Raw genomic sequence first — 13,939 nt, forward strand, 5'->3', positions numbered from 1 at the left:
GGGACGGAAGCGGTTCAGCTCGGGTCGGCCAGGGCCGCTTCCACGCCGGCCTTCGTGGCGCCGGCCGAGGTGAGCAGGGCGACCACGTCGCCCTCGCCGAGTTCGAGGACGCCGAGCAGGAGGTGCTCCGTGCCGATGTGCTCGTGGCCGAGGCGCAGCGACTCGCGGTGGGCCAGTTCGAGGGCCTTCTTGCCCTGCGCGGAGAACGGCACCGGCCCTGCCGTCGGCGTGCCGGTCGACGGGAAGCGTGTGGTGAGCCCGGCGACGACGGTCTGGTAAGGCGCGACGGCGCTGAGGGCCGCCGAGCCCCTGCTCGTGTCGCGCAGCATGGTGAGGATCAGGTGCTCGGGGCCGATGTGGTCGTGGCCGGCCTGCATGGCCAGCTGCTGGGCGCCGACGAGCGTCTGCCGGGCGCCGTCGTCGTAACGGGCGAACACCTTCATGTCCGCCTCGGACGGCGCGCCCTGGTCCTTGGGCACGAAGCGCTTCTGTGCGGCCTGTTTGGTGACGCCCATGCTCTGGCCGATCTCGGTCCAGGAGGCGCCGGAGTGACGGGCCCGGTCCACGAAGTGGCCGATGAGGTGGTCGGCGAGTTCGCCGAGGTGCTGCCCGAGCGCGACCGCGTCGCTGAGCTGCTCCAGCGGGTCGCCGTCCGGGTGGCGCTGCCTGATGACGTCGATGAGGTCGTCGAGCCGAGGTGTTCCAGTCATGCGTCAACCTTAGGTTGACGAATCGCGACCGTCAACTCCTGGTTGACGATCAGGTGCCGGTTGTCTGTCGGGCGTCGGTCGAACCTGGTGCTGCTCGAACGCCGGGTGTTCGATGGAGGGTGAGTATCCGGCGCCGGGCCGATCGGCGCCGGCGATCGGCATGCCTGGCATCTGACCAGGGGAGGCTGCCATGGATCTGCTACTGCGTCCGGGGACGCCCGCAGACGCGGCCGACTGCGGCCGCATCTGCTTCGAGGCGTTCGACCGCATTGCCCGCGAGCACGGCTTCCTCGGGGACTTCCCGAGCGCCGACGCCGCGACCGGGCTGATGGAGACCCTGCTGGACCATCCAGGCTTCTACAGCGTCGTCGCCGAGCAGGACGGGCGGGTCGTCGGGAGCAACTTCCTCGACGAACGTTCCCCGATCGTCGGGGTCGGCCCGGTGACCGTCGACCCCGACCGCCAGAACCGCGGACTTGGCCGCCGGATGATGGAGGACGTCATGTGCCGGGCCGCGGAACGCAACGCCCCGGGGGTCCGGCTGCTCCAGTCGAGCTACCACTGCAGGTCGTTCGCCCTGTACGCCGGGCTGGGCTTCGAGTTCCGGGAGACGCTCGCCTGCCTGCAGGGCGCCCCGATGGCGGTCCCGGTCGCCGGGCGCACCGTGCGCGCCGCGACGGACGCGGACGTGGCGGCCTGCGACGACCTCTGCCGCCGGGTGCACGGCACCGACCGTGGCGGTGAGCTGGCCGACGCCCTGAAGCAGGGCACGGCACGGGTCGTCGACCACGACGGCCGGCTGACCGGCTACGCCACGGACATGGCCTTCTTCGGCCACGCCGTCGGCGAGACGACGGACGATCTCAAGGCCCTGATCGGCGCGGCCACGGGCTTCGCCGGGCCCGGCATCCTCGTGCCGGCGAGCGACAGCCTGCTGCTCCAATGGGCCTTGCGACACGGGTTGAAGGTCGTCCAGCTCATGACCTTGATGACCGTCGGCCTCTACCACCAGCCGGCCGGCGCCTACCTGCCCAGCATCCTGTACTGACGGGCCGGACCAACCTGAGTGGGTCCGGCACCGGCGGGAGCGGTCAGTCGCGGCGGCGCCAGCGCAGCGGGCCGGGGTGCAGGGTCCAGATGAGGCGGCGCCACCAGGAGCGGCGGGCCTTCAGCTCGCCGATGTACGCCACCGCCCGTGACCGGGCCGCCTCCGCGTCGGCGTCGCGGGCCGTGCCCGCGCCGAACACCGTCGCGTTGACCGAGTCGGCCAGCTCGTCCAGCGCGGGCGCGCTGAGCCGCACCTCATGCTTGCCGCGCACCGGGGCGGCCGCGTCGGCGGCGTGCACGGCGACCTCGGCGGCGCTGAGATGCTCGGGCGCGGGCCGTCCGGCCAGCCGCAACGCGTCGCCGACCTCCAGCCAGGCACCCTCGATGCGCTGCTCGGGGCTGCCCTCCTCCAGCCGCCTGCGCCGCAGCGCGGCCCGCCCCAGCAGCACGAACACGATGAACGCGGCCAGCAGCAGCACGGCCAGCCCGCCGCCGCCCGCCCCCGCGACCAGGGCGACGTTCACGCCGCCGCCGGTCGCGCCGGTGTCCCCGGCACCGGGACCGGCGCTCTCGTCGGTCGGCGGCAGCGTCGGGACGGGCGCCTCGGACTCCGGGGGCTCGGACTTCTCCGGCTCGGGCTTGTACTCGTCCTCCAGGGGCTTGGCCTCCTGGTTCGGCTGCGGCAGCGGGTGGAACGGCACCCAGCCCAGGTCGGTGAAGTACACCTCCGGCCAGGCCAGCGCATCCCCGGCGGTGACCGGGTGGCTGCCCGCGCGGGCCCGGAAGCCGACGACGACCCGGCTGGGCAGGTTCAGCAGCCGGGCCAGCACCGCGAACGAGGCCGAGAACTGCTCGGAGGTGCCCTTGCGCCCGCCGCCGTGAGCCGGCCCGAACAGGAAGAAGTTCAGATTCGGGTACGCATGCCCGCTGGGCGCCTGCGGGTCGAGCCGGTAGTGCTCGGCGAGGAACTGCTCGATCGCCAGCGCCCGCTGGTAGGGGGCGCCGTTGTCGGCGCCGAGCTGCTGGGCGAGCCGGCTGATGTTCTCCGGCACGTTCGGGCCCAGGGCCAGGTAGCGGGACATGGCGCTGCCCGTCGGCACGTCGGCGCCGGGCAGCAGGTTCACGTCGGCTTCGGCGTGCTGCGAGGTGACCGTGTAGGTCATGCCCTCGGTGAGCCCGTCCGGCCGGATGACGGTGCCGGTGGCCTGGTCGTACGCGACGCGTACGCCGTCGACGCGGCTGGGGGTGGCGACGGCGGGCAGCAGCTTGCCGGTGAGCCCGGCGACGACGAACCGCTGCTGGACGGTCTCGGTGGCGAGCTCGCCCGGCGGCCGGGGCAGGCTGCGCCCGGCGGGGCGGTAGGTCGCGCCGACCTTCCAGGTGACGCCGTCGTAGTCGGACAGCACGGCGAGCCGGATCCGGCTGTCGGCGGCCAGTTCGGCGTCGAGCAGCTTCTCCTGGGGTTGCAGGGCCCAGCCGGACAGCCGGATCAGCGGGTTCTCGTCGAGGGCGTCGAGGTCGGGCGGGTCGATGAGGCTGCGCGGGTCGAGCGGCACGGTGCCGACCTGCTGCGCGACGGGCGGGGCGGCGACCGCGACCAGCACCAGGATCAGCGCGAAGCCGGTGCCGCCCGCGATCGCGGCGCGGATCCGCAGCGCCCGGCGGGTGACGGGGTCGATGCCGCTGTCGGGGGTGCGGACCCGGCCGGTGAAGGCCAGCGCCGCGATGGCCAGGCCCGCGAAGGCCAGGGCATACCAGGGTGTACGCGGTGCGGACGGCCCGACCAGCCACAGCGCGCCGGCGAACAGCGCCACCGGCGGAGTGAGCCCGACCAGGGTGCGCCGGGTGCGGGTGGTCAGCTCCATGGCGGTGAGCCCGGCCAGCCAGGTGACGACGATCGGCAGGGCGACGGTGTCGGGCTGGGGCTCGACGGGCACGAGCGCGGCGAGCAGCCGGGGGATGCCGTCGCGCAGCGCCTCGGCGGCGACGGTGAGCAGGTCGCCGGGCACGTCGGCGCGCTGGGCGGACAGGTTGAGCGCGAACGCGAGGTAGGCGGCGAGCGCGAGCACGGACAGCGGCGCGACGGCCCAGGCCCGCAGCCGCGTGCAGGCGACGCTGATCAGCACCGAGCCCGCGGCCGCACCGGCCAGCAGCTGCGCGAGCAGCATCCCGGAGTAGACGCGGTCGGCGACCAGGCCGCTGAGCACCAGCATCGCCGTGATCAGGACCGGGGAGACCAGTGCACGGAACACGCGGGTCACCATCGGGTGACTCCGTCCCAGACGGCGGCGAAGTCGGCGCCGTCCTCGGCGCGCAGCAGCAGGACCCCGGCGGGTTGCGGTTCGTCGGCGGTGCGTGGGCCGAGCACGCCGAGCGCGACCGACGGGAACGAGCCCTTGAGCCCGCTCACGAGGGCGAGGTCGCCGAGCCCGGCGGTGCCGGTGAGGTAGATCAGGGTGTCGCCGGGGCGGTGCTGGCGCAGCCGGTTGGTCGCGGTGACCAGCGGCTCGTCCGGGGTGCGCCCGTCGGTGTCGGCGGGCGGGCCGGTGGGGGCGTCGCGCAGCTCGGCTTCGGCGAGCAGGTCCAGCAGGTCGCGGGAGGCGCCGCGGATGCGGCTGCCCCCGGCGGCGGGGCCGCTGACCAGGTGCATGGTGATGGGCAGGTCCTCGCGGGTGGCGGCGGAGACGATGGACGCGGCGGCCTCGCAGGCGCTCTCGAACGCGGCCGACCCGTCCAGGCCGCGGTCGGCCCAGGACGCGGCGCGGTCGTCGAGCAGCACCACCAGCCGCGGCAGGCTGGTGTCGAGGTGCTCGCGCACCATCAGCTCGCCGACCTTGGCGCTGGTGCGCCAGTGCACGTGGCGCAGCTCGTCGCCGATGACGTACTCGCGCAGCGTGTCGAAGGTGATGGCGCCGTGCGGGACGCGGTCGAGGCGGCCGTCGAGGCTGCGCGAGATGCCGGCGGGCACGGCCCGCATGAGGTGGCTGCGCGGATACACCCAGATCCGGGCGGTTTCGCCGTGGCTGCGCGACACGGAGACCAGGCCGAGCGGGTCGCGGCGGGTGACCTGCAGCGGGCCGACCTCGACCACGCCGCGCCGGTCGGTGGGCACGGGGTAGGACACGTCGGTGTCGCGGCCGGGGCGCAGCCGCAGCAGCGGCACGGGCACGGTGGCGGGCCGGTGGGCGGGCCCGCAGCGGTCGTGCGCGACGAGCGTGGCGGCGCCGAAGCGCCCGGTGTTGCGCACGGTCAGCGTCACCGTGCTGCCCTCGCCGCGGGCGACCCGGTCCGGGTCGACAGCACGGGTGACCGAAAGGCGCGGGCGCAGCGCCGCGTACGCCAGCGCGTGCAGCTGGGCGAGCACGGCGGTGGCGCCCAGGATCGCGAGTTCGGGGTAGCCGAAGGTGAAGCCGGTCGCCAGGAGCGCGACCCCGCCGGTGGTCAGGCCCACCCCCCGCAGCGTGACGATCATGTCAGGCGTGCCGGCCGGTGGGCGCGGGCTCCTGGTGCTGGCCGGGCAGCGGCACCGGCACGGCCTCCACGGCCTCGCGCAGCACCTCGATCGCGGTGACGCCGCGCAGCTGCGCGTCCGGGGTGAGCAGCACCCGGTGCGCGAACACCGGCTCCAGCAGCGCCTTGAGGTCCTCGGGCAGCACGTAGCCGCGGCCCTCGGTGAGGGCGTACGCGCTGGCGGCGCGGGTCAGCGCGATGACGCCGCGGGGGCTGACGCCGACGCGCACGTGCTTGTGCTCGCGGGTGGCGGCGGCCAGCCGCACGGCGTAGGCGTACAGCGGGTCGGCGATGTGCACGCGGTGGGCCAGCGCGACGGCCTCGCCGATGGTCTTGGTGTCGGTGACGGGGGTGATCGCGTCGGGGGAGCGCAGCGTCGCGCCGCGCAGCACCTCGATCTCGACGGCCTCGTCGGGGTAGCCGACGGACAGCTTCATCAGGAACCGGTCGAGCTGCGCCTCGGGCAGCCGGTAGGTGCCGTCCATCTCGACGGGGTTCTGGGTGGCGACCACCAGGAACGGTCGCGGCACCGCGTGGCGCACGCCGTCGACGGTGACGTAGCGCTCCTCCATGACCTCCAGCAGCGCCGACTGGGTCTTGGGCGAGGCCCGGTTGATCTCGTCGGCGATGACGATGTTGGCGAAGATCGGGCCCGGGTGGAACTCGAAGCCGCGGCTGGCCTGGTTGAAGATCGTCACGCCGGACACGTCGGAGGGCAGCAGGTCCGGCGTGAACTGGATGCGCCGCCAGGCCCCCTGCACCGACGCGGCGATGGCGCGCGCCAACGTGGTCTTGCCGGTGCCGGGCACGTCCTCCAGCAGGACGTGGCCCTGCGCGAACATGGCGACCAGCCCGAGCCGGACCACCTCCGGCTTGCCGAGCACGACGGTGGAGATCGCGCCGGCGAGCTTCTCGGTCAGGTCGGCGAACGCGCGAACCTGGCCGGCGGACAGTGGTGGCAGGGGCTGGCTCATGACGGGTGTGTCCTTTTAGCTCGAAAGGTGGGTGGAGACGGCGCTTCCCCGGCGCGCCGCCCTGGGACGGGCACGCCGGGGAAGCGGATGGTTCAGCATTCGGGCAGGTTACCCAGGCTGTCACCGTCATCGAGGTTGAACCAGATGAACGGGATGTAGCGCTGGTTGCCCCGGAAGGTGATCTGCACCCACTTGTCGCTGCGCTTGTTGTTGTTGTACTGCGCCGCGTACAGCTCGGCGCTGCCCTGCTGGTTGCCCTTGGTGCCCTGCTTCCAGCAGAACGCCTTGTACGTGGTGCCGTTGTATGCGTCGCCGACCGCCTCGCTGGACTGCTGCCGCGAGTTCGAGTACACGCCCACCCCGCTGGAGCAGTCGATGTACTGGTCCCCGTTGACGCAGCGCACCGTGCCGTTGAGCTGCCTGGTCGTCACCGCCACCGCGGGCGACACCGCCGCCGCGCCGGTCGCGTTGGTCACCGTCACGGTGAACTGGTAGCGGGTGTCGGTGGCCACCTCGTTGACGACGTAGCCGCCCGCGCCGGTGTTGCAGCCGATGTTGCGAGCCGCGCCGTTGATGGTCAGCGTGCAGGTGGCCGTGCCGCCGCCGTCGTCGTAGGCGAACTTCACGGTGAAGTTCTTGTAGCCCACGGCGCTGCCGGTGACGCCCGAGACCTTCGCGTCGGCGATGGTCTTGGCGCTGGTGGTGTCCTTGGGACCGGCCCCGGCCTCGTTCACCGCCGCCACGTCGACCGACACGATCTCGCCGTCGCCGAAGCCGTCGAGGGTGACCCCGGTGCCGTTGACCGTCTGCGTCTTGCCCTTGGCGGTGACCTGGTAGCCGGTGATCGGCCGCCCGTTGTCGGACGGGGCCGCCCAGTCCACCTTGATGCTGCCCTTGGCCCCGGCGACGGTGCTCGCCGACAGGCTGCGCACCTGGTCCGGCTTGGTGAACGGCACCACCGTGCCCGACGGCTGCGACACCTCCGAGCCCGCGCCCTTGTCGTTGACCGCGACCACGGTGAACGCGTACTGCGTGCCGTACTCCAGGTCACCGGCCTTGATGACCAGCTTCGTGGCGGCGGTGGTGCCCGCGAGGGCGCCGCTGCCCGCGTTGACCGCGGTCACCTCGTACCGGCTGATCTTGCGGCCCTGGCCGTTGGCGGCGGTCCAGCTGACCTCGACCGTGCCGTCCGGCTTCTCGACGGCCTTCACCCCGGTCGGGGCGTCGGGCACCTCACCGGTCGGCATCACCGGGTTGCTCTTGCGGCTCGGGCCCGCGCCCTTGCCGTTGACCGCGTGCACCGAGAACGTGTACGTCTTGCCGTTGACCAGCTTGTCGATGACCAGCGAACGCTGGCGTGCGCCGACCGTCCAGGTGCGGCCGTCGCCCTCCACCACGTACTTCGTGATCTTCGAACCGTTCTCCGGCGCCTTGCCCCAGCTCAGCCGCACCTGCGTGTCACCCGAGGCGGCGGTCACGTTGCGCGGGGCGCCCGGCTTGCCGATCGTCGGCGCGGGCGGGGGCGGCGGCGGCAGCTCCGGCGGCGGCTCGCTGCCCGTCACGTCCTTGGCGAACTTGTCCACCACCTTGACCCGGTGCTTGTCGTCGACCACCCGCGCGGTCGCCGAGCCCGGCGCGTTGATGAACAGGTGGTTCTCCCGCACCTCCAGCTCCAGCGCGCCCCCAGGGCTCCGGAACTCGATCGTGTCTACCAGCGCGCCCTCGCGGTCCAGCGCGTAGACCTTGCCGCTGTCGTCGTCGGCGACGTAGAACCGGCCCGCCCAGGCCACCGCCGGGCGCAGCCGCGAACCGCTGCCCGGCACCGTGAACTCGCCGACCTTCTCGCCGTCGATGACGTACACGTGCCGGCCCTCGGTCACCGTGATCGGGATCTCCGCGCCGCTGGACCGGGTCGGCAGCTCGCCGCCCGCCGCCTGGGTCACGTCGACCTTCTTCAGCTCCTTGCCGCGCAGCGTGGTGAGCGTGCCGTTGGTCTGGTCCAGCACCGCGACGCCGTCGTCCAAAGCCGACAGCGCCAGGTCGTGGAACGCCTCCGCCACCGGCTCGGTGCGCACCAGGGACGGCCCGTTGCCGCCGCCCGTGCCGCCCGACGCCGCCACGGGCCTGGCCGGCGTGATCGCCGACACGGTGCCCTGGCTGGGCACGGCGATCCAGAGCCGGCCGGTGCCGTCGAAGTAGCCGCCGGTGATGCCCGGCGGGTAGCGCAGCGGCTCGCCGATCGGCTGCAGCGTCGCCGCGTCGAGCTGGCGCACCACGCCCTGCACCGGGTCCACGATGAACGCCGTGTCGTTGTGCAGCGCGACCTGCACGCCCAGGCCCGCCTGCGAGTCCTGGGCCGCGGTGACCTGCAGCGTGGCCGGGTCCAGCGCGCTGATGCGGCCGGTGTTCTGGTCCCGCAGGATCAGGAACCGGTCGGACTGGCTGACCTGCATGTAGTGGCCCTGCGAGGCCGCGAGGGCCTGCGAGCGGGTGTCCACCTTGCCGGTCTGGCCGTTGACCCGGGCCAGCTCGCCGCGGGTGAGGCTCCACAGCCACGAGCTGCTGTCGTACCCGGCGGAGACGTGGTCGCCCGCGCTGAGCCCGAACCAGGTCAGGCCCATGGCGACGACCATCGCCAGCACCGTGACGATGGTGACGACGCCGCCCTTGGTCCTTGCTTTGCGTGTGATGGCACCGGGTGACAGATCCGCCATGAATCCAGTCCCTCCCCATGAGGCGGGGCGGTGAGGTCACCCCGCTCGTCGACTGGCGTCCTTGCTCAAACCGTCGTCATCCTAAGGGCTGCTGGTCAGCGGTGAAAGTCGAGTGAGGACGCTCATGGTGTGACGCTGGGCGAAGGGGTCCCCGACCTACCGCGCTCGGTGCAGACCTCGTCCGACCTCAGCGCCTGCACCTGCGAATAGAAGAGCACGATCTGGAAGCAGTAGTCCCAGTTGCGGTTCAGGCCGTGCACCGTGTACTGCCGGTCGCCATTGGCCGGCGTGCCCATCCGTGTCAGCTGCTCACCTGTTCGGCCACCCAGCACCCACTGTGCGGCTATTCCTTCTGACGGGTCGTACCAGCTGATCGTGATGTCGCCGTTGGGTTCGGTGGTCAGCTGCAGGTCGGCGGCCGGTTTCGGGTCGGCGACCGTCGGCGGCTCCTGGTCGTTCTTGGGCAGCACGACCAGCAGCAGCGTCGTCACGGCGGCCAGCACGGCGACGATCGCCGCAGCGGTGGCCGCGACGACCGTGCCGCGACCGCGGCGGGCGGGCGGCGGCGGGGCCGGGGGCGGGGTGAACACGGTCGGCGCCGGGAACGACGTCGCCTGCTGCTCCGGCACGTGGCGCGGCGCGGTCTGCGGCGGGGCGGGCACGGGGATGACCGCGGGCCCCGTGTGCTGCTGCGGCACCGCGTGCGCCTGCGGCGTGGTGTGGGTGTACGGCGCGGGCGACACCGGCGGCACCGAGGTGACCGGGGGTGCCGTGTGCGCGTGCGGCGGCACCGGCGGCGCGGTGTGGGTGTGCGGGGCCGGGGACACGGGCGGCGCGGTGTACGTCTGCGGCGCGGGGGAGACCGGCGGCGCGGTGTACGTCTGCGGCGCGGGCGAGACCGGCGGCGCGGTGTGCGCCTGCGGGGGCAGGTGAGGCCTGGTCGGCTGAGGTGCCGGAGCCGGGTCTGCGGGCGGGGCCGGGGGCGTCTGCGGGCCGACGCCGACGGTGGGCCGGTCCACCCGGATCACCGGCAGGACCTGCGTCGCCGACTTGTCGGGCGCGGCCGGCGGCGTCTGCGGCGGGGGCGTCTGCCGCTGGATCGGCTGGGTCGGCGGCTCCGGGTCGGCCGGGCGTGGCGCGGGGGGCTGCTGCGGGTGCAGCACCTGGGTCGGCGGCTCCGGGTCGGCGGGGCGCGGCGCGGGCGGCTGCTGCGGGTGCAGCACCTGCGTCGGCGGCTCCGGCTGGGCCATGGGCGCGGCCTGTGGGTACATCACCTGCGTGGGCGGCTCGGCGGGAGCCGCGGGCGTGGCCTGGGGCAGCGGCGGGGCGTCGGGGCCGAGCCAGGCCCGCGCGGCCGCGACCTGCTGCGGGTTGAACCCGGGCACCTGCGGGCCGTACTTGGCGACCTTCGTGTACTGCCGCCGGGCCTCGTGCCGGTTGCCGAGCTCGTCGGCGATCTCGGCGAGGTCGAACGACATCGACAGCATCAGGGGGTCTTCGTCGCCGAAGCGGTGGCCGCCGGCGTAGAGGGCGTTCTCCAGCACCCGCCGCGCCTGGGAGAAGTCACCGGCCTGCCGGTGCAGCGTGGCGAGCAGGTGCCCGGTCGTCAGGACCTCGGGGTGATCCTCACCGGCTGCCATGGTCGCCGCTTCGAGCGACTGTTCCAGCAGCGTACGGGCACTGTGGAGGTCGCCGCGCTCGCGGCGGGCGACGGCTTCGGCGCGGATGTCGGAGAGCGAGGTCGGTGACGGCACGCGCTACATGCTGCCTTTTCTGCACCGGTTCGCGCCACCGCGGGTCCCATGATCCAGACGATCTTGCGTGAACTGTTGCCCTTTTGCCCGAAAGGAGTGTGTCGTACCCACACCCCGCGCAAGATCGGCGGCTATTTGCGGCCGGGTTTGGTGTGGCGGAAGTGGACGAAGAGGCGGCCGAAGTTCTTCGAGTCCTTCTCTACGCGGTGGTACATCTCCTTGATGTCCTTGCGTTCGAGGAAGCGGAGCACGGTCTTCTTCAGGGCGCCGGAGCCCTTGCCGGGGATGATCTCGATCATGGGGGCCTTCTTCGCGACGGCCTCGGCCATGATGTCGTTCAAGGCCCGCTCGATGTCGCGGCCCTTGTTGAAAATCTCGTGAAGATCCAGTACTAGCTTCATCGCCTCCGAGCATACCCGGCCTGAGCAGCGGGTCATCCCAGGTCGTCTTCTACGCGATGTTATGGCCGGCCGTCGTCGCTGCTCCGGCGGGAGATCGTCGCCGAAATGCGTTCGACCTGCGCGGCACATCACGTCGAGAGATCGACATATATTGCAATGACCATGGGTCTGATGGTCTGCTGTGAGCCTCCTCGACCCCTAATTGGAGGCGAACATGCGGAGACGGTTGTCCGTCCTCGTAGTGACAGCGGCGGTCGCCGGCGCCATGGTCCTGACCGGGCCCGCCGACGGCGCCCCGGTCGGGCCGGAGCCCATCACCACGTCCGGCCAGTACTCGGTGCTCAACGTCAAGACCCTTGCGCAGCGCAACGCGATCGCGAAGACCGGTGCCGCGATCGACGGCTTCGACCACGGCGTGCTCGACATCACCGCCACCGCGGGAGAGGTCAAGGCGATCCGCGCCCTCGGCTTCGCGGTCGAGACGGCCCCATCGGCCTCGCAGCACGCGCACGGCGAGGTCGGCACCCTGGCCTTCCCGCCGGCCGACTCGAACTACCACGACTACAGCGAGATGATGGCGGTGATCAACTCACTCGCCTCGTCCTACCCTTCGATCTTCCGGGTGACGACCATCGGCAACTCGTACGAGGGGCGCAACATGCCCCTGATCAAGATCTCGGACAACGTCGCCACCGACGAGAACGAGGTCGAGATCCTGTTCAACCACCACCAGCACGCCCGTGAGCACCTCACGGTCGAGATGGCCATCTACCTGATGAACATGTTCACCAGCGGGTACGGCAGCGACAGCCGGGTCACGAACATCGTGAACAGCCGCGAGATCTGGATCGTGCCGGACATGAACCCCGACGGCGGCGAGTACGACATCGCCACCGGCAGCTACCGCTCGTGGCGCAAGAACCGCCAGCCGAACAGCGGCTCGTCGTACGTCGGCACCGACCTGAACCGCAACTGGTCCTACCAGTGGGGCTGCTGCGGCGGCTCCAGCGGCACCACCAGCAGCGACACGTACCGCGGGCCGTCGTCGTTCTCCGCGCCGGAGACGCAGAACCTGCGCAACTTCGTCAACAGCCGGGTGATCGGCGGCGTCCAGCAGATCAAGGCCAACATCGACTTCCACACCTACTCGCAGCTCATCCTGTGGCCGTTCGGCTACACGACGGCCAACAACCCCTCGGGCATGAGCGCCGACGAGTACAACACGTTCGCCACGCTGGGCCAGAACATGGCCGCGACGAACCAGTACACCCCGGAGCAGTCCAGCGACCTCTACATCGCCGACGGCACGTCGATCGACTGGATGTGGGGCACGCACCGGATCTGGGCGTACACCTTCGAGATGTACCCCGGCAGCTCCGGCAGCGGCGGCGGCTTCTACCCGCCCGACGAGGTGATCCCGGCGCAGACCTCGCGCAACCGCGAGGCGGTGCTGATGTTCGCCGAGACCGCCGACTGCCCGTACCGGGTGATCGGCAAGGAGTCGACATACTGCGGCACCGGCGGCGGCACCACGGTCTGGTCCGACACGTTCGAGACGAACCTCGGCTGGACCGCCAACCCGAGCGGCACCGACACCGCGACGCTGGGCCAGTGGGCGCGCGGCGCGGCGCAGGCGACCAACTCCAGCGGTGCCAAGCAGCTGACCCCGTTCGCGGGCAGCAACGACCTGGCGACTGGGCTGTCGGCGGGCACGGCGGCGGGTGACTTCGACCTCGACGGCGGCGTCAGCTCGATCCGCTCGCCCGCGGTGACCCTGCCGGCCACCGGCACGCTGAACGCGACCTGGCAGTGGTACCTGGCGCACGGATCGAACTCGTCCAGTGCCGACTACGTCCGGATCTCGATCGTGCACAGCGGCGGGACGACGGTGCTGTCGACGATCAGCGGGGCGGCGACCAACCGCAACGGCGCCTGGGGCGGGGGATCGGCGAATCTGACCGCCTACGCGGGCCAGAGCGTGCGTTTCCTGATCGAGGCGGCGGACGCAAGCACGGCGAGCCTGGTCGAGGCAGGGTTCGACAACCTGACGGTCACTCAGTCGTAACGGTGTTTCCATTGGCGGGGCGTCCGATGTGCGCATCGGGCGCCCTCCTTATTGACATGGAAGCGTTAACACCTCGTGGCCGACGGTGACAGGGCGTAGATCCATTCTGTAGGGTGCCTCCGTGCCGATTGCCGACGAGTTCTACTTGATGACGCATGACGATGTCAGCGGAGACTCCCGGCTGCACGCCAAAGCCGTCGGATTCGGGCTCGCAGCCGCGCTGCTGGCCGAGCTGTGCCTGCTGGACCTGGTGCGCCCACTGCCGGAGGGGGTGGCGGTGCGTCAGGCGCCGCCGCCGCCCGACGCGCTGACCGCCCGGGTCCACGGCCAGCTGCTGGCCGAGCCGCAGCTGCACCCGGTCCGGGACTGGCTGGCCTACCTCGGGCGTTCCGCGGAGGCCGACATCGCCGTCAGATTGACCGCCACGGGGGCGCTCCAACTGGTCGAGACGCGCCGACTGCTGGGCGTGCAGCGAAGATTCATGCCGGTGTCCGTCAACGACGCCGCCTGGCCGGCGGCGCGGATCATCGGGCGGCTGCGCCGCCAGGAGGACCTGTCCCTGGAGGACCGGATCCTGGCCGGGCTGGTCTTCGCGACCGGTCTCAGCAACACCTTCATGTGGGACGACGTCCGGGGGCGTCAGCTCTCCCACATCATCGCCGTACTCGACGAACCGCTCCGGCTGCTCATCGCCGAGACCGAGCTGGCCGTCAGCAAGGCCGTGGCGACGCTCACCTGAACCACACCCCCTCACCCCCCTCACC

General features: G+C 72.0%; 10 protein-coding genes. 3 read left to right on the forward strand and 7 right to left on the reverse strand.

All coding sequences use genetic code 11. The features are described from left to right. Nucleotides 1–14: 14 nt before the first annotated feature. Entirely contained in the window at nt 15–710 is a 696-nt protein-coding gene (locus CS0771_RS15570; RefSeq protein WP_212841644.1) for a Clp protease N-terminal domain-containing protein, read from the reverse strand. A gap of 190 nt (nt 711–900) precedes the next feature. On the opposite strand from CS0771_RS15570, the gene CS0771_RS15575 reads away from it, so the two are divergent. After that, the gene (locus tag CS0771_RS15575) at nt 901–1,758 is read left to right on the forward strand and encodes a GNAT family N-acetyltransferase (RefSeq protein ID WP_212841645.1); all 858 of its coding nucleotides are present in this window, start codon (nt 901–903) and stop codon (nt 1,756–1,758) included. Between the two features lie 43 nt (nt 1,759–1,801). Here CS0771_RS15575 and CS0771_RS15580 read toward each other — a convergent pair whose 3' ends face one another. From CS0771_RS15580 to CS0771_RS15605, 6 genes are all read right to left on the reverse strand, one after another. Next, complete coding sequence (locus CS0771_RS15580; protein WP_371821406.1) at nt 1,802–4,009, reverse strand: DUF3488 and transglutaminase-like domain-containing protein; 2,208 nt, start codon at nt 4,007–4,009, stop codon at nt 1,802–1,804. Nucleotides 4,010–4,014: 5 nt separating this feature from the next. Beyond that, nucleotides 4,015–5,229, reverse strand: coding sequence for a DUF58 domain-containing protein (locus CS0771_RS15585; RefSeq protein ID WP_212841647.1), 1,215 nt, complete (start codon nt 5,227–5,229; stop codon nt 4,015–4,017). Nucleotide 5,230: 1 nt separating this feature from the next. After that, nucleotides 5,231–6,241: a MoxR family ATPase gene (locus CS0771_RS15590; RefSeq protein ID WP_212841648.1), complete on the reverse strand. Its 1,011-nt coding sequence runs from the start codon at nt 6,239–6,241 to the stop codon at nt 5,231–5,233. A gap of 92 nt (nt 6,242–6,333) precedes the next feature. Beyond that, nucleotides 6,334–8,955 carry a fibronectin type III domain-containing protein gene (locus CS0771_RS15595; RefSeq protein ID WP_212841649.1) on the reverse strand — a complete coding sequence of 874 codons (2,622 nt, stop codon included), beginning with the start codon at nt 8,953–8,955 and terminating at the stop codon, nt 6,334–6,336. Between the two features lie 122 nt (nt 8,956–9,077). Next, nucleotides 9,078–10,709: a tetratricopeptide repeat protein gene (locus tag CS0771_RS15600; RefSeq protein ID WP_212841650.1), complete on the reverse strand. Its 1,632-nt coding sequence runs from the start codon at nt 10,707–10,709 to the stop codon at nt 9,078–9,080. Nucleotides 10,710–10,840: 131 nt separating this feature from the next. After that, entirely contained in the window at nt 10,841–11,110 is a 270-nt protein-coding gene (locus CS0771_RS15605) for a Smr/MutS family protein (protein WP_203745084.1), read from the reverse strand. 214 nt (nt 11,111–11,324) lie between these two features. On the opposite strand from CS0771_RS15605, the gene CS0771_RS15610 reads away from it, so the two are divergent. Further along, nucleotides 11,325–13,175, forward strand: coding sequence for a M14 family zinc carboxypeptidase (locus tag CS0771_RS15610; protein ID WP_212841651.1), 1,851 nt, complete (start codon nt 11,325–11,327; stop codon nt 13,173–13,175). 121 nt (nt 13,176–13,296) lie between these two features. After that, on the forward strand, nt 13,297–13,914 hold the full coding sequence (locus tag CS0771_RS15615) for a GPP34 family phosphoprotein (protein ID WP_212841652.1): 618 nt from the start codon (nt 13,297–13,299) through the stop codon (nt 13,912–13,914). Nucleotides 13,915–13,939 lie beyond the last annotated feature (25 nt).

This window comes from Catellatospora sp. IY07-71, assembly GCF_018326265.1.
Taxonomy (GTDB): Bacteria; Actinomycetota; Actinomycetes; order Mycobacteriales; family Micromonosporaceae; genus Catellatospora.

Bases quoted from the DNA above. Each gene is read 5' to 3' on its own strand.
- CS0771_RS15570 (WP_212841644.1), bottom strand. From the start codon at position 710: ATGACTGGAACACCTCGGCTCGACGACCTCATCGACGTCATCAGGCAG.
- CS0771_RS15585 (WP_212841647.1), bottom strand. From the start codon at position 5,229: ATGATCGTCACGCTGCGGGGGGTGGGCCTGACCACCGGCGGGGTCGCG.
- CS0771_RS15575 (WP_212841645.1), top strand. From the start codon at position 901: ATGGATCTGCTACTGCGTCCGGGGACGCCCGCAGACGCGGCCGACTGC.
- CS0771_RS15605 (WP_203745084.1), bottom strand. From the start codon at position 11,110: ATGAAGCTAGTACTGGATCTTCACGAGATTTTCAACAAGGGCCGCGAC.
- CS0771_RS15595 (WP_212841649.1), bottom strand. From the start codon at position 8,955: ATGGCGGATCTGTCACCCGGTGCCATCACACGCAAAGCAAGGACCAAG.
- CS0771_RS15610 (WP_212841651.1), top strand. From the start codon at position 11,325: ATGCGGAGACGGTTGTCCGTCCTCGTAGTGACAGCGGCGGTCGCCGGC.
- CS0771_RS15590 (WP_212841648.1), bottom strand. From the start codon at position 6,241: ATGAGCCAGCCCCTGCCACCACTGTCCGCCGGCCAGGTTCGCGCGTTC.